Source organism: Rhodospirillaceae bacterium (assembly GCA_016722635.1).
GTDB lineage: Bacteria > Pseudomonadota > Alphaproteobacteria > JAEUKQ01 > JAEUKQ01 > JAEUKQ01.
The window spans coordinates 1-18,415 of the sequence record JADKIX010000001.1; the positions used below are offsets into that span (position 1 = coordinate 1).

At 44.5% G+C, this 18,415-nt stretch carries 23 protein-coding genes and 6 pseudogenes; 8 read left to right on the top strand and 21 right to left on the bottom strand.

Annotated elements, in window-relative coordinates:
• Positions 1 to 137: 137 nt before the first annotated feature.
• From IPP67_00005 to IPP67_00045, 9 genes and pseudogenes are all read right to left on the bottom strand, one after another.
• A complete protein-coding gene (locus tag IPP67_00005; GenBank protein MBL0337604.1) occupies positions 138 to 326 on the bottom strand; it encodes a hypothetical protein in 189 nt (62 codons plus the stop codon).
• Between the two features lie 471 nt (positions 327 to 797).
• Positions 798 to 986 carry a hypothetical protein gene (locus IPP67_00010; GenBank protein MBL0337605.1) on the bottom strand — a complete coding sequence of 63 codons (189 nt, stop codon included), beginning with the start codon at positions 984 to 986 and terminating at the stop codon, positions 798 to 800.
• Between the two features lie 725 nt (positions 987 to 1,711).
• On the bottom strand, positions 1,712 to 1,996 hold the full coding sequence (locus tag IPP67_00015) for a restriction endonuclease (protein ID MBL0337606.1): 285 nt from the start codon (positions 1,994 to 1,996) through the stop codon (positions 1,712 to 1,714).
• Positions 1,951 to 2,211 carry a hypothetical protein gene (locus IPP67_00020; protein ID MBL0337607.1) on the bottom strand — a complete coding sequence of 87 codons (261 nt, stop codon included), beginning with the start codon at positions 2,209 to 2,211 and terminating at the stop codon, positions 1,951 to 1,953. The genes IPP67_00015 and IPP67_00020 overlap by 46 nt, the downstream gene beginning before the upstream one ends.
• 161 nt (positions 2,212 to 2,372) lie before the next feature.
• The gene (locus tag IPP67_00025; GenBank protein ID MBL0337608.1) at positions 2,373 to 2,549 is read right to left on the bottom strand and encodes a hypothetical protein; all 177 of its coding nucleotides are present in this window, start codon (positions 2,547 to 2,549) and stop codon (positions 2,373 to 2,375) included.
• Between the two features lie 68 nt (positions 2,550 to 2,617).
• A complete protein-coding gene (locus IPP67_00030; protein ID MBL0337609.1) occupies positions 2,618 to 2,923 on the bottom strand; it encodes a hypothetical protein in 306 nt (101 codons plus the stop codon).
• Positions 2,924 to 3,085: 162 nt separating this feature from the next.
• Entirely contained in the window at positions 3,086 to 3,514 is a 429-nt protein-coding gene (locus tag IPP67_00035) for a hypothetical protein (protein MBL0337610.1), read from the bottom strand.
• The gene (locus IPP67_00040) at positions 3,490 to 4,005 is read right to left on the bottom strand and encodes an rRNA pseudouridine synthase (GenBank protein MBL0337611.1); all 516 of its coding nucleotides are present in this window, start codon (positions 4,003 to 4,005) and stop codon (positions 3,490 to 3,492) included. Before IPP67_00040 ends, IPP67_00035 begins: the two co-directional genes overlap by 25 nt.
• A gap of 12 nt (positions 4,006 to 4,017) precedes the next feature.
• Positions 4,018 to 4,445: pseudogene (locus IPP67_00045) on the bottom strand (gamma-glutamyl-gamma-aminobutyrate hydrolase family protein).
• Positions 4,446 to 4,719: 274 nt separating this feature from the next.
• Here IPP67_00045 and IPP67_00050 point away from each other — a divergent pair.
• The gene (locus tag IPP67_00050; GenBank protein MBL0337612.1) at positions 4,720 to 5,094 is read left to right on the top strand and encodes a nucleoside deaminase; all 375 of its coding nucleotides are present in this window, start codon (positions 4,720 to 4,722) and stop codon (positions 5,092 to 5,094) included.
• 97 nt (positions 5,095 to 5,191) lie between these two features.
• Here the strand turns inward: IPP67_00050 and IPP67_00055 are convergent, their stop codons facing one another.
• From IPP67_00055 to IPP67_00085, 7 genes are all read right to left on the bottom strand, one after another.
• On the bottom strand, positions 5,192 to 5,347 hold the full coding sequence (locus IPP67_00055) for a hypothetical protein (protein MBL0337613.1): 156 nt from the start codon (positions 5,345 to 5,347) through the stop codon (positions 5,192 to 5,194).
• A 40-nt stretch (positions 5,348 to 5,387) separates the two neighbouring features.
• The gene (locus IPP67_00060; protein ID MBL0337614.1) at positions 5,388 to 5,906 is read right to left on the bottom strand and encodes a hypothetical protein; all 519 of its coding nucleotides are present in this window, start codon (positions 5,904 to 5,906) and stop codon (positions 5,388 to 5,390) included.
• A gap of 36 nt (positions 5,907 to 5,942) precedes the next feature.
• A complete protein-coding gene (locus tag IPP67_00065; protein MBL0337615.1) occupies positions 5,943 to 6,158 on the bottom strand; it encodes a MarR family transcriptional regulator in 216 nt (71 codons plus the stop codon).
• Positions 6,159 to 6,261: 103 nt separating this feature from the next.
• Positions 6,262 to 7,230, bottom strand: coding sequence for a TrkA C-terminal domain-containing protein (locus IPP67_00070; GenBank protein ID MBL0337616.1), 969 nt, complete (start codon positions 7,228 to 7,230; stop codon positions 6,262 to 6,264).
• Positions 7,231 to 7,331: 101 nt separating this feature from the next.
• Positions 7,332 to 8,291, bottom strand: coding sequence for a cation:proton antiporter (locus IPP67_00075; protein ID MBL0337617.1), 960 nt, complete (start codon positions 8,289 to 8,291; stop codon positions 7,332 to 7,334).
• 35 nt (positions 8,292 to 8,326) lie between these two features.
• Positions 8,327 to 8,533, bottom strand: a complete 207-nt coding sequence (locus tag IPP67_00080; protein MBL0337618.1) for a hypothetical protein — start codon at positions 8,531 to 8,533, stop codon at positions 8,327 to 8,329.
• Positions 8,534 to 8,778: 245 nt separating this feature from the next.
• Positions 8,779 to 9,852 (bottom strand): saccharopine dehydrogenase NADP-binding domain-containing protein, encoded by a 1,074-nt coding sequence (locus tag IPP67_00085; GenBank protein MBL0337619.1) that lies wholly within the window; start codon positions 9,850 to 9,852, stop codon positions 8,779 to 8,781.
• Positions 9,853 to 10,001: 149 nt separating this feature from the next.
• Between IPP67_00085 and IPP67_00090 the strand changes: the two genes are divergently transcribed.
• The gene (locus tag IPP67_00090; GenBank protein ID MBL0337620.1) at positions 10,002 to 10,259 is read left to right on the top strand and encodes a winged helix-turn-helix transcriptional regulator; all 258 of its coding nucleotides are present in this window, start codon (positions 10,002 to 10,004) and stop codon (positions 10,257 to 10,259) included.
• Positions 10,223 to 10,360 (top strand): Lrp/AsnC ligand binding domain-containing protein, encoded by a 138-nt coding sequence (locus IPP67_00095; GenBank protein ID MBL0337621.1) that lies wholly within the window; start codon positions 10,223 to 10,225, stop codon positions 10,358 to 10,360. Before IPP67_00090 ends, IPP67_00095 begins: the two co-directional genes overlap by 37 nt.
• 604 nt (positions 10,361 to 10,964) lie before the next feature.
• Here the strand turns inward: IPP67_00095 and IPP67_00100 are convergent.
• Together IPP67_00100 and IPP67_00105 are read right to left on the bottom strand one after the other, a co-directional pair.
• Positions 10,965 to 11,252, bottom strand: a complete 288-nt coding sequence (locus IPP67_00100) for a hypothetical protein (protein ID MBL0337622.1) — start codon at positions 11,250 to 11,252, stop codon at positions 10,965 to 10,967.
• Between the two features lie 31 nt (positions 11,253 to 11,283).
• A pseudogene (locus IPP67_00105) lies at positions 11,284 to 11,397 on the bottom strand (polyhydroxyalkanoate synthesis repressor PhaR).
• Between the two features lie 401 nt (positions 11,398 to 11,798).
• On the opposite strand from IPP67_00105, the gene IPP67_00110 reads away from it, so the two are divergent.
• The 3 genes and pseudogenes from IPP67_00110 to IPP67_00120 all read left to right on the top strand — a co-directional run bounded on the left by IPP67_00110 (position 11,799) and on the right by IPP67_00120 (position 14,460).
• Positions 11,799 to 12,047: a hypothetical protein gene (locus IPP67_00110; GenBank protein ID MBL0337623.1), complete on the top strand. Its 249-nt coding sequence runs from the start codon at positions 11,799 to 11,801 to the stop codon at positions 12,045 to 12,047.
• Positions 12,048 to 12,391: 344 nt separating this feature from the next.
• Entirely contained in the window at positions 12,392 to 13,150 is a 759-nt protein-coding gene (locus tag IPP67_00115) for an alpha/beta fold hydrolase (GenBank protein ID MBL0337624.1), read from the top strand.
• Between the two features lie 131 nt (positions 13,151 to 13,281).
• Positions 13,282 to 14,460, top strand: a pseudogene (locus IPP67_00120) (acetyl-CoA C-acetyltransferase).
• A 122-nt stretch (positions 14,461 to 14,582) separates the two neighbouring features.
• On the opposite strand, the pseudogene IPP67_00125 reads toward IPP67_00120, so the two are convergent.
• A pseudogene (locus tag IPP67_00125) lies at positions 14,583 to 15,203 on the bottom strand (S-adenosylmethionine-binding protein).
• A 41-nt stretch (positions 15,204 to 15,244) separates the two neighbouring features.
• Positions 15,245 to 15,729: pseudogene (locus tag IPP67_00130) on the bottom strand (restriction endonuclease).
• A gap of 310 nt (positions 15,730 to 16,039) precedes the next feature.
• Here IPP67_00130 and IPP67_00135 point away from each other — a divergent pair.
• Positions 16,040 to 16,758, top strand: a pseudogene (locus tag IPP67_00135) (3-oxoacyl-ACP reductase).
• Between the two features lie 467 nt (positions 16,759 to 17,225).
• Positions 17,226 to 17,333: a type II toxin-antitoxin system RelE/ParE family toxin gene (locus IPP67_00140; GenBank protein ID MBL0337625.1), complete on the top strand. Its 108-nt coding sequence runs from the start codon at positions 17,226 to 17,228 to the stop codon at positions 17,331 to 17,333.
• An 866-nt stretch (positions 17,334 to 18,199) separates the two neighbouring features.
• Here the strand turns inward: IPP67_00140 and IPP67_00145 are convergent.
• Complete coding sequence (locus tag IPP67_00145) at positions 18,200 to 18,373, bottom strand: hypothetical protein (protein MBL0337626.1); 174 nt, start codon at positions 18,371 to 18,373, stop codon at positions 18,200 to 18,202.
• Positions 18,374 to 18,415 lie beyond the last annotated feature (42 nt).

Here is an 18,415-nt window from a genome sequence, read left to right on the forward strand (position 1 = left end):
CAGCGCAGCTATTGCTGGAAACCACCCCATGACCAACGTCAGGAAATTCAAAAAATAAGGAATTCTCTGAGATTTGGAAGCTGTTAATTTGGCGGCATTTAAGGGGGCGTGATGGGATCACAATTGCGGAGACAAGATTAAGTGGGAATGGAGCTATAAACCTTGGGGCTATTAAGGGCCGCTTGGGAATTTGCGCTGTGCCAGAAAGGGCAGACAATGTTCAGATCATAATAATCGGCAACTGCCAAGGAGTAAGGCTTATAGCGGTCAATTTCCAATTTTTTTAGGGTTGGGAAACTCGTGCTGGGATATTCTGCTACATTCAAAAGAAAAATACATGCCATAAGAGAAATTGGGTGCGCCCAGGCTAATAAATCTTGGATAAAGCTGAAGCCAATTGTTCCTCGCCATGAAATAATTGATAGATTAAGCGGGTAATTTTCTAATATTGGCGGTGTCTAGAGCCCTTGAAAAATCATTATATACCAATGTTGTGGGGGTCACTATTATATTACGGGTTTTTTAAGGCCATCTTTCCCTCAATCTGGATAGGTTGTTTTCCAACTGTTGATATAATTGCAGGTACCGCTTTTAGATCAGGATATCGTCGATTGCGGGTGTCATCAGCCCTGCAATCCCTGAAAAACGATGAAAGGCATGGGATGCCGCCGCAGGGGCATCGACAAATGAATCAACTTCCGGCGGGTAAATGAATCAAAAATCACGCTGCGTATATATTGGGGTAATCGCGCATGAAGGTTAAAGCCAGCTTGGTACCACAAGAAATACCGTATATATTAGACTTGCTGGATCCTATCAACCTTTAATAAATCGGCAATATCTGCCGCACTTTCCAGGGAATTATACGCGGCCAAATCAATATGTGCGGCTTTCGGTTGTTGTTGGCATTGCCCGCAAGCTTTCGCAACATTTCTTTCCATTATTTTAGCGGCAATCCATTTGCTGCCAATTGTTCCATTTTCCATCAAAAAATCCGGGCAATAAAGGGCAGGGTTGGCTGCTTGGTACCGCGCTGGTCGAGTAACAATAAATCGCGTTTGCGGTTCCAAGTGGTTAATTCAATCAATCCCACCAATCATAAATGTCTTCCCGAGAATTTGCGCTGTAACCAGGGCCGCCATCCAAATATAAGATAGGGTCTGGGAATTCCTTCTGGTCAGGTGTGCTTAATAAGGCAACTGGCAGGAAATTTCGGGCTATTGGGGTTTGAGCGGTTTTCAGGCACATGTAGAACCCAACATTTTGCTGTACTGCCTTTGGGGAATGGTAAAGGAGCATGTGACTGATTCTAGACGGGGGGAGGAGCCTGCGAAATGGCTGGGGATAAAAAAATAACAACCCAAAACCGCTAACCAATTTTTCTGGGGCAACTTATCTGTTTCTGCAAAAAATGATGACATATCAATATCCCTTGAGGGGTTATCTGAAAAACTTTGTTCTCGGAGGATATAAAAATTCCCGGTAAAGGAAGAGGCAAAGCTTAGCGAAAACAACGCTCATTTTTCTTTAGTCAAAAGTTATTATCCTCAACGGTCAAACATACCATTAACGCAATGGGTTGCAGATAAGAATTAATTTTCATTCCAATCGTTAAAAAAATCTTCATCAATGCGTGAAATATGAAGGGTTTCTCGAATTTCGCAACCAACATGATGGCTGATCATCAGCTGAGTCAGTTTTTCGCCATGAATTAAAGCGATATTTTTGCTAGCTTTAGTTGCTTCTTGCCCCGAGCGGGTGCGCTGAAATCCGCAGTGGTTACAAAAACCCCTTTGTTGGTGTGATGTTTATCTAAGCTGCCAATAAATTCACGAACTTGTTGGGCGGAAACCCAAGTGTCTGCTGACAAACGTTTGGCTTGGATATAAAGGCGATCTAATTCCAAGACATCTTGGTAAATCACCCGTCCACCCCCATCATAGCTTTGGCCTAAATGTTTGGTACCATTGGCAGAGACATTAAAGACCTTTGCCACAACTTCAGGACCACTTTCTCAAAAGCAGTTGAAGATAATTGCATCAGTCGTTTGTGTAGTTCCGCGGCTAAAGACCGTTGGATTTGTTCATGATATTGGCGAACAATTTCTTCTGGGGTTAATTCTGAACTGGTGTCGCCAATAGGATTGGATTGTTCGATAGGAGAAGTGGGATTGCCCATGGTTTTGCTTGGTTCACTGACACGCGCTGCCATAAACTGCCCAAATTCTTTATAACGCCTTAAAAATTGACGGTTAAAAAAGCAGGGTTAGAATTTAATAATTCTATTCCCGGTTCGTCAGACGAAAACTGCCGCGTCCCGTTGATTCAATCAGTTGGGCGGCTGTCAAATATGTTTGGCCCACCCAACTCGATTCATAAACAAATATCCCCGGCCGGAGGGCAACAACTGATACCGTTCTGCTTCCGGTCAGTTTGAAGCCGCGATAATTCCTGGATTGCCAGGGATGTTTTTATTTCCTGCGGGTTATTCAGGCTTTGAGCAAGTTGTAGAACCGGCAGCATCAATTCGTAAAATTTGGGTATGGCCATACTATCTCCCTTATCATTTCTTATGGTAGGATGAATGAATTGAGGGTGCTAGCAAACATTTTTTTGGTCTAAAAATGATAAGTTACCGTGTTAAACGCCAGCCCAACAACACTTTTGTTGATCCGTACAGCCTTCTTGCCACCAACGGTAGGGGGAAATAGGTAATTCTTCGTCCGCGGCCATTTCCAAAACGAAACGGCAGTTTGGTTGCAACCAGCCTTGTTTTCAGGGACTGCAAGGCGGGATAATAAGATCCTGGTGATAAGGGGATCAAGAAAAACCAAATGTGCCGGAATTAACCCGGACTGGGTGGATAATAAAGGAGGGTTCAGGATATTGCCTGGGTACAGGCGGCTTTTATCTTGAACAGACAATTGTTTAATATTTTGTTGGATAATCCGTGTGGCTTCAGAATGTTGTTCAAAAAATAAGCCTGGTCTGCTCCCGTGATAAGGCTTCCAATCCTAACGCGCCGCTGCCAAACCCATCAATCACCACCAAATTTTGCCAAACGGATAAGAAGCCCGATGACCGGGCTAGAAATTCAGGTTATGTTCCCACACATTAAACAGTGCCTGTCCGGGTGCGGTCAGCGGTGGGGCGAGTATGCTGCCCAGGTAAAGTTTGCAGCAATTTCCCCGCCACCTGCCGCTGATAATACGGATCATTTTTTCTTGGTCTTTATTTTGGCGTTGATGCCCAACTGATTCCGCAGCACCCGCCCGAGGAATTTGTTCGGCTTCACCTTTCAGTAAATTGCCCAATTGGAAGGGGCCAAAAGACAAACGCAGCAGACGGCTGACTTCCCAGCAAAAATTCACACAAACGGCGGATTTCCCGGTTTTTTCCTTCCCCGCAAGCTGATGGTCAGCCAGGCATTCTCCCCTTGTTGGCGGTCCAAGGTTACCTCTTCCAGTCTGATACTGAATGCCATCAATGGTCAGTCCCTCTTGCAAACGTTGCAACGACCCTTGGTCAACCTGTCCGTGAACGCGACCCGGTAGCGCCGCAGCCAGTGATTGGCTGGCAGCGTTAACTGGCGAACCAGTTCGCCATCATTGGTTAACAGCAATAAACCTTCCGAATTAAAATCCAACCGCCCAACCGCGTTTAACCGTTGCAATTGACGGGGTAAATATTCATAGATGGTCGCCCTTCCTTCCGGGTCATGCCGGGTGGTCAGGCAACCGCGGGGTTTATAGTACCGCCATAATTTCGTGGGTTCGATATCGGGAATAACCTGACCGTCAACCACAATGATCTGGTCAAGGGTAACGTTTAGGGCTGGGCTAATGATAACTTTGCCGTCCACTTGGACGCGTTTTTGCTCAATATAACGTTCTGCTTCCCGTCTTGAACATAAGCCGGAACGGGCAATAACTTTAGCCAGCCTCTGGCCTTTTGCGTCAGGCAGGTGTTCGCCCAAATCTGCCGGTTCTTTGATCGGGTCTGTCATGTCAACTATTTCTTAGGCTGCAATGGCACTAGCGATCATGGCTTTGAAAATCCGCCGGTCACCCTCACTGATTTCATATTCGGGATGCCACTGCACCCCCAGGCAAAAGCGGTAACGCGGGTCTTCAATGCCTTCAATCACCCCGTCGGGTGCGACGGCGTTGACCACGACCGGTTTGGCAACACTTTTGACCGCTTGATGATGGGCGCTGTTGACGGCTAATTTATCGGTTTGGCAAATCCGGTGCAACAAGGTGTTGGCCTTAATCAAGACATCATGGCCCGGCTCATTGCGAGGATTGGGTTGCTCATGTTTCAAAGTGGTTTTGATTTCATCGGGGATATGCTGGATCAGCGAACCGCCAAGTACCACATTTAATAATTGCTGCCCGCCGCAAATACCGAGTACTGGCAGGTTACGCTCTAACGCTCCTTGATCATCCGGTATTCAAACAGGGTACGCCGGTCTTTTGTGCGCACGGTGTCATGCCGAACGGTTTTTTGCAATCATGTTATGTTTTTTTCTTATCTGCTTTCAGCATAAAAGTAAACCAGGGGAATGACAAGGGTTTGTAATTGTTTAACGAAAATACCGCATGATCACACTTTCCTATTTTTACTTGCCAGGTTGAATAGGAAAACGAATGATAGGAATGTGGTTATCATCTTGATACAGATAAGGTCAAATATGGTTGGATTATTATCTTCCCCCTTTATGGAAATTGCCTTAGAAGAAGCGGCGGCAGCACAGCGCGGAGAAGTGCCGGTGGGGGCGGTATTGGTCGATTATCAAAACCAGCAAATTTTAGCCAAAGCGGGCAATCGGGTTGAGGAATTATGCGATCCTACCGCCCATGCCGAAATGCTGGTGATCCGCCAGGTGAATTGTAAAATATTAACCCATGCTGATTTATATGTGACCTTGGAACCTTGCCCCATGTGTGCGGCCGCCATCAGTTTTGCGCGCATCCGCCGCCTCTATTTTGGGGCGGAGGATCCTAAGGGTGGGGGGGTTGAGCATGGCTGCCGGGTTTTTACTCAACCCACCTGTCACCACCGCCCGAGGTTTCAGGGGCATTGCAGGCGATAAGGTCCACCCAGCTGCTGCCAGTTTTTTCAGGCCAGGCGATAAACACAAATGGTCTAATGCTTGGTCAGTGCTATATATTTTATAGGGGCAAGATCCTTTATAAGGGTTTTCTCCTGGCTTTCGGTTTCCAGATAGCTACGACCATCGAAACAATACTCAGCATCACATTAATCCCCCCAAAAATTGCTTCTTGCTGGTAAGCCGCCTGATATTCCGGTAGTAAAAACCCGGTTTCTTGTGATAATTTCGCCAATCACAATGCTTCTTCAATGGCGGGCAAGACCAAGAATTTACTATTCAAAAGGATAATCAGCATTAAGAATTGTTTGATAGTAAATAACGATGTTTAAAAAACCATAATATTTTGTGGTCATAATCAGGCCGCTTAGCACAACTAACCCCAGGCCGGGAATAGTTAAGAAAAGGGTGCCGGTGCGGATTATTTGCCTGGAAAATACCAGGTTTTCCAGGCTGCTGTGGCTGGTTAACCCGGATATCAAGATATAAAGAAAAATACTTCCTAAAAATAAAATCAGGCCTAGATAATGGAATAATTTCAGGGATTTCATCTTTCTTATTCCCTTTCTTGCTTCAATAGTCGTTGAATATATAGTTTGGATACGAACTATATAAGTATGAGTTATTCCTCCAAATTGTTGCATAGCATCTTGAAATAAGTTTTGCAGCCGTTCGATGTCATTTTTTAAAAAACCTTTGGCTAATTGATTAACCGCGATGGCGTGGGGCGGTAATTCATTCCGTAACCTTGATCCTTCAAATGTTAGATACACCCTAATTGACCGCCGGTCCATTAAATCACGTACCTTAGTCACCAAGGTCTTTTTTCTTCATCGATCAATAATACCGCTCATCGTGGCTTTATCAAAATAAAGGTTTTTGCCAATGGCAATAAGAGGCTGACCATTTTTTTCCCAAAGCTGGGTTAAAATGGCCCATTGGGGCGCTGTTAGATCATAAGCAGCGAGCTTATGGTCAAGGGCACGCTTCATGGTAAAAGCTGCCCGGTTAATTAAAAATCCGATACTGTCATCTAATTTTATCATATAATATAGTTTGCATACATATGATTATTTGTCAAGGCGCAATCTGCTTACACCTAAGACAAGAAGTTATTATCCGCCTGAATTGAATATTAAAGGTAGAATATTAGTAGGTATCTTGTGGTTCTGATCTAGGCCGATCAAAAGCCTTTAAGTTTTCAGAATCCCCCACCATCCATAGCAAATCGTTGGCTTGCAAGATTGTGGTTGGATCGGGGTTCAAAATACGCCTACCTACCCGTTCAATGCCTACAACCAACCCATGGGCTTGTTCCCGCAATTGAGAATCGCGAATATTTTTGCCAACCGCCGGATGATCAACAGGTAAAAATAATGCTTTTAAAGAAAAATTATCCAATAAATCAACAGGTTCTGTTGGTTCTTCATCCTTTTCAACCATTTTACTGAATTGGTCGATTTGTTCGTCCGTTCCCAAGACGATCAACTTATCTAGCGGTAAAATCCGTTCCTCCCCGCGTGGGGCAATGATAGTGCGGGCGCCGCGGTAAATCGCCACAATATTCACCCCAAATTTTTGCCGCAGTTGGTTTTGGGTTAGGGTTTTGCCTAATAAGGGTGAGTGGGAGCTTGCCTCCATTTCTACAAAATGACTGTCCCACGGCGATAATTCTTCATATTTCCGTTGCCGCCCATCTTCTTTACGGATGTTACCAACCAGCCGTTGCTCAAACCATTGATATAATCTTCCCAAATGTCGGTAAGCAAAAGAAAATAAGGCTAAAAAGACAACCGCCAAGACTCCAAACACCACCCAGTGGCGGAAATAAGCAACGGTGAGGATTAAAACTTCTGCAATTGTTAATAACCATAAAAGGGTGATGGAAAAAGTGGAAAACATTATTTCTTGGCGTGTGGTACCCCGTGAAGAAAATAACATGCCCCAAAGGAAAGGTGAGGAGAGTAGCATGGCAATCAACCAAGCAGCGGTTAATCCCAACCATTTTTCTTCAAAAAGTGTCGCGATAGGGGCCAACAGCAATTTATTGCCCAAGGTAAAAATAATTGCCACGATCAGGCCATTAACCAATAACCGCACCGTGGTTTTACGGAACAATGATTGCTGTTTTGATTGAGATAAGGTGCGAAAAACCCACGAGGAATAGCTGGCTAAGAAATATTTTACCCGGTTCGATAACAAGCCATCTATTTTCTGCGCTAAATATCCCGATAAGCGGATGGAATAGGGGGTGGTAAAGTGGTAATCCCTGAAACGGCCACAATAATGGCATATAGGGAGGAGCTGGTGACATTTAAGGTCAATCCTAATCCGATAATGATAAACGAAAATTCACCCACCTGAGACATGCTGAACCCCAAACGCAGCGATGTATTTAAACTTTGTCCAGTCAAAAGGGCGCCGGTTGCGGTAAGCAATAATTTACCTAAGGTAACTAATAAAGTGATCACCAAGACTGCCGACCAATGCTCCCACAACACGTTTGGATTCAACATCATGCCCACCGAAATGAAGAAAACGGCGGCAAACATGTCTTTGATAGGGGTAATAATATGGTCAATCCGCTGCACCAATCTGGTTTCCGATAGGATAGATCCCATAATAAAAGCCCCTAAGGCAGTCGAATAATGGAAATAATCTGCAACCCATACCAAAAGTAAGCAAAGGCCTATGGAAACAACCGTTAAAGTTTCTTGGGTGGCGTATCCGGTAATCCGCCGCATCAAGGTGGGGATCAGGAAATAGCCGATAATAAACCATGCCCCAACGACTAAGATCAATTGTAAGGCTGACCAGGTGATTTCTAGGGAGAAAATACTGTCAGTTTTAACAACGGTTGATAGAAATACCAATAAAAGGATGGCTAATAAATCTTCGACCACCAAAACACCAAAAACTAATTCCGTAAATCGTTTTTTCATCAAGCCAAGGTCACTCATGGCTTTGATAATGATGGTGGTTGATGAGATGGCAACTGCCGCCCCTAAAAATAAAGAATCATAAAATGCCCAGCCCATCAGGCGACCCACGCCGAAGCCTAGGGCGCAAACGGCCAAGACTTCAAATAACCCCGTCAATCCGGCGGAAAACCCCACCCGCGCCAGCTTTTGAAAGCTGAAATGCAATCCTAAAGAAAACATCAAAAAAATGACGCCCAAATCAGAAAGGATTTTAATGTTGGGCAGGTCAATGATTAAGGAATGAGACAGGGTATAGGGCCGATAATGATACCGGCAACCAAATATCCTAAGACCAGTGGTTGGCGGATTTTCTGGAAAAGCAGCGTGGTAATACCTGCCACACCTAACATGACCGCTAAATCCCTGATCAATGGCGCTAAATCATGCATGGTCTTTTCCTGAAAATCAGCTAGTCCCCGCATAGCGGGCGAAAAAAGCATTCTGATTGTTTTCCTATCATCCAATCTTTGGGGATGCAATCTTTTATTGGGTTCTCAAGAAATGTTCTTTATCCCCCTCTGATGTTTCTAGGGATGTGCGCGAAGCTAGGGATAACCTAAAGGCAGTGTGCCAGGTGCGCGGCAGGTGAAGACGACCGCATGCAAAGAAATTTAAAAAATTTCATGATAAAAAAGGCAAACAAGAATTTCTTGTTTGCCCTTTTAACGGATTGAAGCAATTTTGCTTAACCAGCGTAATGCTTACCAAAGCGGTTGGCCAAGAAATCATCCAAATTGGCATCTTCCTGCCTAACAAAACCCTTAGCTGGCAATTTGCCCAAGCGGTGCATGTCAATCATGGCGCAGGCGCCAGCAGCAGTGGTGATTTGAATGGCGCTCATCCATTTGCCGTTGATCTCTTTAGCATAGATTTTACGGCTATAGGTTTCTTGCCAAAATTTTCCGCCCTTTTCGCCCGTGACGTTAACAAACACCAACACCACATCTTGTCCCGTACCGGGAATGGCATTTTCCAAAATGTTTTTCACCACCTCACGCCGTTCTTGCAGGCGTAAATCCTGTAGTAAAAACTGCATCAGGTTTTGGTGGCCGGGATAGCGGACGGTTTTATAGTTTAGGAATTGTACGCGGCCAGCCAGCGTATCACATAAAGTGCCCAGTCCGCCGGAGGTATTGAAAGCCTCATATTCCACGCCGTCTAGGGAGAAATGTTCGAGTCCTTCCAAGGGCGTTAGTTCGACTTTTCTGCCGTTTTCAATGGCTTCACACAGATTGCAATATTCATTGATCAGGCCGTCTGTGCTCCAGGTTAAGGTATATTTCAAACGGTTGACCGGAAATTGCGGTAAGGCCCCGACGCGCATGGACACTTGGTGTAATTTATCAAAATTCTTCGCCAAATGGTGGGCGGCAATACCTATAAATCCAGGGGCTAAGCCGCATTGCGGCACCAGCGCGGTTTTGGCTTTCTCCGCCAATTGTTTAACGGTACGGGTGGAAGTCACATCCTCGGTCAAGTCAAAATAATGGGCGCCAGCTTGCGTTGCTGCACGGGCGACCAGCGGATTGAGGGCATAGGGCAGGGCGCTCAGCACCGCCTGCATACCTTGCATGGCTTGCAATAGTTGTTTTTCATTGGCCACATCTGCCTCAATTTTACGGATGGCCGGATTTTTGATATGGGTCATAAAATCCTTACTACGGTCAGCAACCGCCACTTTATATTCGCCGCTAGCATTTAACATTTCCGCAATTGCGCTGCCAATTTTACCGCCGCCCACCACTAATACTTGATACATGCTTGTCCCTCTGTGCCAAAAATCTTGTTGAATGAATAATGATATGCTACCCTGTCGGCTGGACAGAAGATAGCTGGCGTAATGATAGATTTATCCATAAAACCAGACAAATGACTTTAAATAATCTCGAAATGACGGAATAAACAGAAATGTCCTTAAAACAAAATCCTGATCAGACGGATGAACATCTGATAAGCTTATTAACGGCAAATGCCCGGGTGTCAGCTGCATTATTGGCGAGGAAGGTTGGTTTATCGCGGAGTGCCGTGCAGCAGCGGCTTCGGCGGTTGGAACAGCAGGGGATCATTGAAGGGTATAGCGTGGTGCTAAAAACCATTCCTGTGCATCCGCAAGGTGGCGGGCAATGGTCATGGTGGTGCTGGAATCACGTCAACAGGAACGGGTAATTGAAAGTCTGCGCGGCATGGCCGAGGTGCTGGTGGCCCATACGGTCAGCGGTGAATATGACTTGATGGTTGAAATCGCTGCTACTGATGCCGAGATTTAGATCAGTTGTTAAGCAAAATCGGGCGGTTGCCAGGGTTGGCCGTACGACTTCATTTATTTTGCTTAGCCGGAAGATCACCCGTGGCGAGCGCCAATCAAAAGAATCCACTATCTGATTTCTGAGGGTCAAAATTTTACACATTCCTTAAGAAATGGGTTTTGGGCAGGGAATTCCTCAAATAATATGATGATGATAAGGCCTGAAGCTGAAAAATGCCCACCCAAATACCCATCTTTTGGAGCTTGTTTTAACCTTCTGGTGATAATTTCGCGCAGCATGAAATCTGTAACGGGTGGGGAATAGAAAATAGGAGCAAGTGTTGTTCCACTGATCCACTATTTCTAATCCATCTATAAGACCGATTATATAATAGGAACAAGTATTTGGATCATTATCACATAAAGTTAAGAACATATCTCCCGTATAATATGACCATAATTTGGATGGTTGCGCGGGCTGTTGTCCTAAGGCTGTACCGGCGATAAAGCTAAAAAAATAAAAGCTTGAATATTAATTGCATGGATTAAAAGCCTCGTACGTATACGAATTTTATAAATGCCCCCAAAAAAGCTGGCTGACCGGGAATTGCCTGAGAGAACCGGGATTATTTCTTTGAGTTTTGCTGCAGTTGGTTCAGTTGTTGCTGCAATTGGTCCAACTGTTCCTTTAAGTTTTTTAAGCTTTGATCGGGTTGCCCGCCACTACTGGGCGAGGATCTTTCCTGGTTTTTCTCAGTGCCCATGGTATTTTTAGCCCCAAAGGGGTTAAACATCTGCAAGGATTTTTGGAAAAAATCCATATTGCGGCGCGTCACATCATCAAGCTGCGGCAAAGGGAACATAGGGCCAAAAGTTTGTTGCAATTGCTGGCGGAAATTTTGTTGCTGTTGCACAAAGCTCTCCATCGACTGATCCAGATATTTCTAACTGGCATAAATATTCCAAAGTCACATAGCTGCTGGTGGCGGTATTATAAAGACGGCGATTGGCGTATTTCTTAATCTTGATAGGTTTAGCGGGGGCAGCGGTTTCGGTCATGGATTTTTCCTGGCTGGTTTTTAATATCAGATGGCTGGTTCAGCAAACCAACTTGTATTTTCCGTTAGGAATAAGGGTTCTTTTTTGTTAAGCTATCTCAGATGCTATCGAAAAATAGCTAAAATAAACAATTAATCCTGCCCCATTATATAGGGGAAAATTAGGATCACAATGATTTTTCTGTCAAATGATCCGTTGGGTTAAAAAAATCAAATAACCGATCAGAAAGAAACAACATGGCAACCACCGACCACAAAAAATTCATCCGCCCAAAATACCGAAAAGCCAATCCATCCGCTAAACCAGGGACGGCAGATAAGGGGAAAGGAGCCTACCCGATAGTTCCTTTAATCCCGATTACCCGGGTTCATGGATAGAGGCGGCCAAACAAACCCCTTGATTTGTGGCAGCAGCAATTATCCGGTAATTTGGCAGATCCTTACTGGGTTGACCAATGGGGATATTTCTTGAATAATTTACAGCAGGCGGCTGCCCAACGTGATGCCCAAAACCCAAAAGCTGCTGCACCGCACCCAACGCAACATCCCAAGGCTGCTGATCATGAACAACCGCCTGCAAAGCCCAAAGCCGCTGGCTTATCATCTGAACAACGCCTGGGCGATGTGGATGAATTGCCAAACGCCCCATGACCTTGAAAAACGGGTGGCCGTTTTGGAACGACAAAATGGCTCAGCCGCCCCTCAAGGCACCCCTAAATCTTCCAAGCGCCCTTCTTGACGCCATCAATCACGAAGGACTTGCGCGTTACCAGCGTTTTCTGAAGGGGATAAGCTTATCAAAATCATCCGTATAAGCGGCAAATCAAGCCGCTGCCGGTGGTTTTCAGAATCAACCAGCCGCTTATTTCATGTCAAGCAACGCAACCGCAAGGGATGATAGTGATAGTCCTTCCCTCATCAACCGTTCCTATATTTTGGGTTTAGCAGAACATAATGCTTTTATTCGGAAGTTAGGAGAACAGTGATACACAACATTGCTAGTGGATTTGGGTGATCCCACTGTCTTGGAACAGCCATTGGGTTTGGATGGTTATATGGGACGATTATTACGCATGGTGGAGGCAGCCAAGCTGCAAGCAGGTGATCAACCTGTTTATATCATGGGCTATTGTATGGGCGGGTTGCTGGCTATGGCTGCGGCCGTCTTGAAGCCGAAATTTTTTAAGAGCCTATGCCTATTGGCAACCCCTTGGGATTTTCATGTGGCACCCATGCCGTTCGCGCAAGCCCTTAGCCGCCATTGGCCCAGTTGGCAATCTTTGTTGTCATCCCTATCTGTGGTGCCGGTTGAATGGTTACAATGGTATTTTTCGGCACTTAACCCTTTGCAAATCCTACAAAAATTCAGCAAATTCGGGGAGTTACCCCAGCAATCTGCCGCTGCCCAGCAATTTGTAACGCTTGAGGATTGGTTAAATGATGGGGTAGCCGTTACCCAGCGGGTCATTCAGGAATCTTTAGAAAACTGGTACCGGGATAATTTGCCCATTCAGGCACAATGGCGGGTGTGTGGGCAGATCATTGACCCCCGATATGTAGATTGCCCTATATTGGCGGTACTGCCGAAACAAGACCGGATTGTCCCCCTAGCTAGTGCATCTGCCATATCCAGCAACCTGCCATCTATAAAGATGGTGACTATTGACGCTGGTCATATTGGCATGGTGGCCAGTCCTCGTGCTGCACCGCAAACTATTGCAGTGATTGCGAATTGGCTAAATACCCTTTCTTAGAGCCGAAAAAATTTGCCTAAAAATAGCATGTGATATATTATGTTGTAGCGCAGCATGAAAATTGGCGCCTGCTGAGGCTGCTAGGTGGAAAGCTGTGAGAATGATTGGTTCAATAAAATAGTGAGAAGATGATGCAAGAAGTTGTAATCGCTAGTGCTGTGCGTACCCCCATCGGCTCCTTTCAAGGGGTTTTTAACAATCTGCCCGCCCATCAATTAGGGACGGTGGCCATTAGGGCCGCTTTGGAACGCGCAAAAACCGCTCCCCAAGATATCCAGGAAGTGGTGATGGGGCAAATACTTACGGCAGGCGCCGGACAGAACCCGGCCCGGCAAGCGGCGATGGCTACAGGCATTCCGGTGGGTGCCACTGCCTATGTCCTTAATCAAATGTGCGGTTCCGGTTTGCGTGCGGTAGTAGCTGCTTACCAAAGCATCCGCCTGGGTGATCAAGATATGGTTGTGGCGGGCGGGCAGGAAAGCATGAGCCAATCTCCCCATTGTATATGGTTGCGACCTGGGGTGAAAATGGGGGATGCCCCCATGGTAGATACCATGATTCATGATGGGTTATGGGATGCTTTTCACCATTACCATATGGGGATAACGGCAGAAAATTTAGCCCGGCAATTTAACATCAGCCGTCAACAACAAGATGAATTTGCCCTTTTTTCCCAGCAAAAAACCGAACAAGCCATTAAAAACAATTTGTTCCAAGCCGAAATTGTCCCTGTGCCAGTCAAAAACGGCAAAATTGAAAGTTTGGTGACGGCGGACGAATATCCCAAAGCTGGCGTAACTTTAGAATTGCTTACCAAATTACGCCCGGCTTTTGACCGGGAAAAAGGTACGGTCACGGCTGGCAACGCCTCCGGCTTAAATGACGGGGCAGCGGCTTTGGTTTTAATGTCAAAGACGACAGCTGTGAAGAAAGGGATCAAGCCGTTGGCGCGGATCGTTTCCTGGGCAACGGCGGGGGTGGAACCTGCTTTGATGGGAACGGGCCCCATTCCGGCCAGCCGTTTGGCCTTGCAGCGGGCGGGGTGGAAAATGGAGCAATTGGATTTAATTGAAGCGAATGAGGCTTTTGCCGTGCAATCTTGCGTTGTGAACCAAAGAAAATGAAATGGGACAAGGCGAAGGTGAATGTCAATGGCGGGGCAATTGCCTTGGGTCACCCCATTGGTGCCTCAGGCGCTCGCATTCTGGTAACCTTGCTGCACGAAATGGTGCGCCGCAAAGCCAAACGCGGCCTGCTACCTGTGCATTGGCGGCGGCATGGGCATTGCGATGTGTGTGGAGCGGGAATAAAATGGTTATTACTAAAATCTTGACGCAGCAATACCCAATAGGTTCTGGAACAAAGATCAGGTGAAATATAGTTGCAAAATAAATTTACTACATCTTTTTTCTAATTATCTAAAATAAACTTCTTAAAACAGCATTTGGGAATTATGTGCGTAAGTAGGCCAATGAGGTTTATAATCCTCAACCTGATTGCCCCATTGTTCCCAGCCAGGGCATGCCCACGCGCAAATAATTCTAAATAGGGCGGTTTGCTGCAGCGTTCAATAATATCATAAAGTTCATCTGGTTTTCTGGAATGCTCTCTCTTTCTGGTTTGTATTATATTTACTTGTGTTCTTCCTAATTTAACGTTCAGGCGTTTTTCCTTTTTACTCCAAACAATATAATCTCAGTAACATTTCTAAAATAAACCCTACCCTCTACCGTCTACCCATCTTTCCTAATTTTATGCCAAATAATATTAGTTTTATACTGAAATCCCACGCTTCCATAACTTCAATACCTTCTTTGATCAACGCATTAGGTACCCATAAATATAAATGAGAAGGCTCAAGCAGGCATTCATTAACAGGGATATTTTTTATCTCTTTTAGGGATAAAGTTGGATATCGGTTAAGTCTTTTATGTTCGGGTGCCATTTTGCCAGTCCTGTTTTTAAACTGCCAAGGAGGATCGGCTAATATAGTATGAAATTTTTGAGTTACTTTATTGCTAAAATCTATAATAACATTTTCATTTAATAGCATTATTTAATCCTCTAAATATAAGTTTTTGTAATTCCAAAAAACTAAAGTGGGCAGCCAGCACCACCTCCGCCCTCAATTCTGGGCAGTAGTTTACTCATATGTGTTGTGGATGCCCCGTAAGAAGCCTCTTTGAGTGATACAAAAATCTCTTGGAGATTATCACATCTTATTATAACTCCAACGCTTATAGCACGTAAATCAAAAAGAAGTCAAATTATTTAAATCTCTATCAAAAAGGATCTTTATTATTCCATTCAATTTCAAGTGCTACTCTATTCTTATAACAATCCACTTTGTGAAGGTGAATCGATTTTATCATTACAATAACTTTGTTTTAAAGATTTTTCTTTCCAACCTTTCGCATATAAGGAAGTATCTATAGCTTCTGCTACTTTAGATTTACTTCCTCCTCCTACAGTAATCCAACTTTTTCTAAATCTAAAGTTTGTAAGGGTTTCGATTATGTCATTCCATTCTTGGGGAAAATCATTTTTGAGAATGGCAGCTGCATGTTTCATTCATAAATCTCATAATGGTCCTTTAAAAAATCTCCAAAATATTCATTCTCATTTCCAAGACAGCCTCAATTTTGTAAATTGAATTCCTACTGATTTTATGTGGTTTTATGTTCAAGATAGATTTAAAGTGTGTAAATAAAAATTTGGGGATAATTTATGGCAAGGCTAGTAAATTACTATCTATGATACGTCACACGGGTAATTTAATTTTTATCATATTAAGATCGATTCACTTTATGTATATTAATAAATCTATGCACAGAACAGAGAAATTTATAAAATTTACTACAAAAATAAAAATCCGGCGGGGAGGGTAAGATGACAAAACGGGTAGCAGTGGTTACGGGTGGTACGCGCGGTATTGGTGCCGCCATTTGCGAAGCATTAAAAAAGCGGGATATCGGTGGCGGCGGGCTATGCCAATAATCAAACGGCTGCTCAACAATTTTCCGCTAAAACGGGCATATCGGCATATCCCTTTAACGTAGCCAATTACGGGAATGTGAAAAAGCAGTGGCCAAAATTAGCAAAGATTTAGGCCGATTGATATTTTGGTAAATAACGCTGGTATTACCCGTGATGCCCCGTTGCATCGCCTGACCCCCCAGCAATGGCAGGAGGTAATCGATACCAATTTAACATCTTGTTTCAATATGTGCCGGGTGCTGATTGATAGCATGCGCGAACGCAATTTTGGCCGCATTGTCAATATCGGGTCGATTAACGGCCAGGCTGGGCAGTATGGCCAAGTGAACTATGCCGCGGCCAAATCGGGTATTCATGGCTTTACCAAAGCGCTGGCTCAGGAAGGGGCGACTAAGGGAATTACCGTTAATGCCATTGCCCCCGGTTATATTGATACCGAGATGAGGCAGCTTTCGTGCCTCCCAATATTTTAGAAAAATTGTCGCGAAAATTCCGGTGGGACGATTGGGACAAGCGGCCGAAATCGCCCGTGGTGTGGTCTTTTGGTATCCGATGAGGCCGGGTTTATCACGGCTCGACCCTCCCTCAATGGCGGCCAGCATATGTATTGAAGGATGAAGAAGTAGTTTGATGTTTATTTAAAGCTTATATTTGACTATTTAATGATATTCTTATACATTTATAGCAATATCGTACATGTATAACGAGAGAATTCATCATGTTGGCAATTCGATTACCAGTGGAGATTGAGGAACGGTTGGAAAAGCTGGCCAAAACACTGGGCGCACGAAAGCTTTACGTGCGCCAAGCGATTTCGAACATTTAGAAGAATTAGAGATATTTATCTGGCCGAACGGGTGCTTGAAGACATTCGCAAGGGCAAGCAAAACTGCCTCCCTAGCCAAGGTGATGAAGCGTCATGGCATGGAAGATTGAATTCTCAAGCGCTGCTGAAAAAAGCCTTGGATGATTTGCCGAAAGAACAGTCAGAAGAATATTGTAAGTTTTACACGAACGTCTTGACCTAATCTTAACCTCATAGTCTTGGCGACAGTTTGAAGGGCAATCAGTTTACGGGTTGTGGCGATACCGGGTGGGGGATTACCGTCTAATCTGCCAGATTCAGGATGAAGAAATTATGATACTGGTTCTAAGAATCGGCCATCGCCGGGAAGTTTATCGGTAAGAGGGAAATGAAATGGTTTCTAATATTAATAATCAAGAATTGATCGAAGAATACCAGTGGCTCCGATGCTTCAGGAATAAGCTGTGATACAGGAAATAATTTATGATTAATTTCTTACTTTGGCTCATTGTAACTCACAAGTCCAATTTCTTAAAATTCAGGTGAAGATTTATCACCTCCTGATTTGTGTTATCAAAATGTTCTTTAAGATCACTCTTTTGATAGGCTACGCGTAATTGTTAATTCGAGATTGTTTTCGAATTACCTAATGATTTAATTCTATGAATATTTGTGGTCTGCACTAGCCTGTTTCTATATTCAATAAATTTTATGCATGACTTGCATGCAGATTTTCTCAGACTCAATTCGCCATACTTTACCTCTTTCCAGATACTAAGGGAAGTTGAAGTCAGCCGACGTTCCCTACCTGTCACGCAGCCTTGATAAGAGAGTGCAGTACTTGCCATCAAGATTGAGGGTGTCACCCATTAAGAAATAACATAGGGGAGCCAGCTCTCTGGGTGCAAAAATTCAGCTGTATATCTTCCCTAAAGCTTCCATGAGTTTTAGAATCTGAAGGATCATTCCGATTAAACTAATGCTGTTAGGCATTTGCAACCCTCAAATAAGAAATTGGTTTTAAATAATTACGCATAACAACGTTATACATTCTAAAGTTCTGGCAGAAATAAGATTGATGGAAAGGGCTTCTGTTGGTTCCATCCTCTATTTAACCTCAATCTTTTTCCTCCTCCATCAATGCTAATTTGCGGGTGAGGGATGATATCCACCCTCACGGCCAAACTTAAGTTGAAAAACCATTCGGCCCAGGGTGCGGAAGGAGCAGGCTGGCGCACGCATAAATATTATTCCCATCCGGCAAACGGGTCGCTGAAAGTTCCACTGTTGCGCGGGCGGGCGGCTTGGAACCATTCCCGCCAAGCCTTGAGTGTGGGCGTAATGCAACCTTGCTGAGAATTTTCTGCATCATTCTTCATTAACACTCCAACCATGGCATCTGCCTCAGATGGTAAGAACATAACCCACCTGGGAAAATATATTTTGATCCAAGCATCGGTTGC

What these genes read in the sequence shown, in the direction of transcription:
- IPP67_00025 (MBL0337608.1), bottom strand. Translation starts at nt 2,549, where the DNA reads ATGGCCATACCCAAATTTTACGAATTGATGCTGCCGGTTCTACAACTT.
- IPP67_00040 (MBL0337611.1), bottom strand. Translation starts at nt 4,005, where the DNA reads ATGACAGACCCGATCAAAGAACCGGCAGATTTGGGCGAACACCTGCCT.
- IPP67_00060 (MBL0337614.1), bottom strand. Translation starts at nt 5,906, where the DNA reads ATGGACCGGCGGTCAATTAGGGTGTATCTAACATTTGAAGGATCAAGG.
- IPP67_00095 (MBL0337621.1), top strand. Translation starts at nt 10,223, where the DNA reads ATGGTGGTGCTGGAATCACGTCAACAGGAACGGGTAATTGAAAGTCTG.
- IPP67_00085 (MBL0337619.1), bottom strand. Translation starts at nt 9,852, where the DNA reads ATGTATCAAGTATTAGTGGTGGGCGGCGGTAAAATTGGCAGCGCAATT.
- IPP67_00065 (MBL0337615.1), bottom strand. Translation starts at nt 6,158, where the DNA reads ATGATAAAATTAGATGACAGTATCGGATTTTTAATTAACCGGGCAGCT.
- IPP67_00010 (MBL0337605.1), bottom strand. Translation starts at nt 986, where the DNA reads ATGGAAAATGGAACAATTGGCAGCAAATGGATTGCCGCTAAAATAATG.
- IPP67_00145 (MBL0337626.1), bottom strand. Translation starts at nt 18,373, where the DNA reads ATGTTCTTACCATCTGAGGCAGATGCCATGGTTGGAGTGTTAATGAAG.
- IPP67_00050 (MBL0337612.1), top strand. Translation starts at nt 4,720, where the DNA reads ATGGAAATTGCCTTAGAAGAAGCGGCGGCAGCACAGCGCGGAGAAGTG.
- IPP67_00020 (MBL0337607.1), bottom strand. Translation starts at nt 2,211, where the DNA reads ATGGCAGCGCGTGTCAGTGAACCAAGCAAAACCATGGGCAATCCCACT.
- IPP67_00080 (MBL0337618.1), bottom strand. Translation starts at nt 8,533, where the DNA reads ATGCTTTTTTCGCCCGCTATGCGGGGACTAGCTGATTTTCAGGAAAAG.
- IPP67_00090 (MBL0337620.1), top strand. Translation starts at nt 10,002, where the DNA reads ATGTCCTTAAAACAAAATCCTGATCAGACGGATGAACATCTGATAAGC.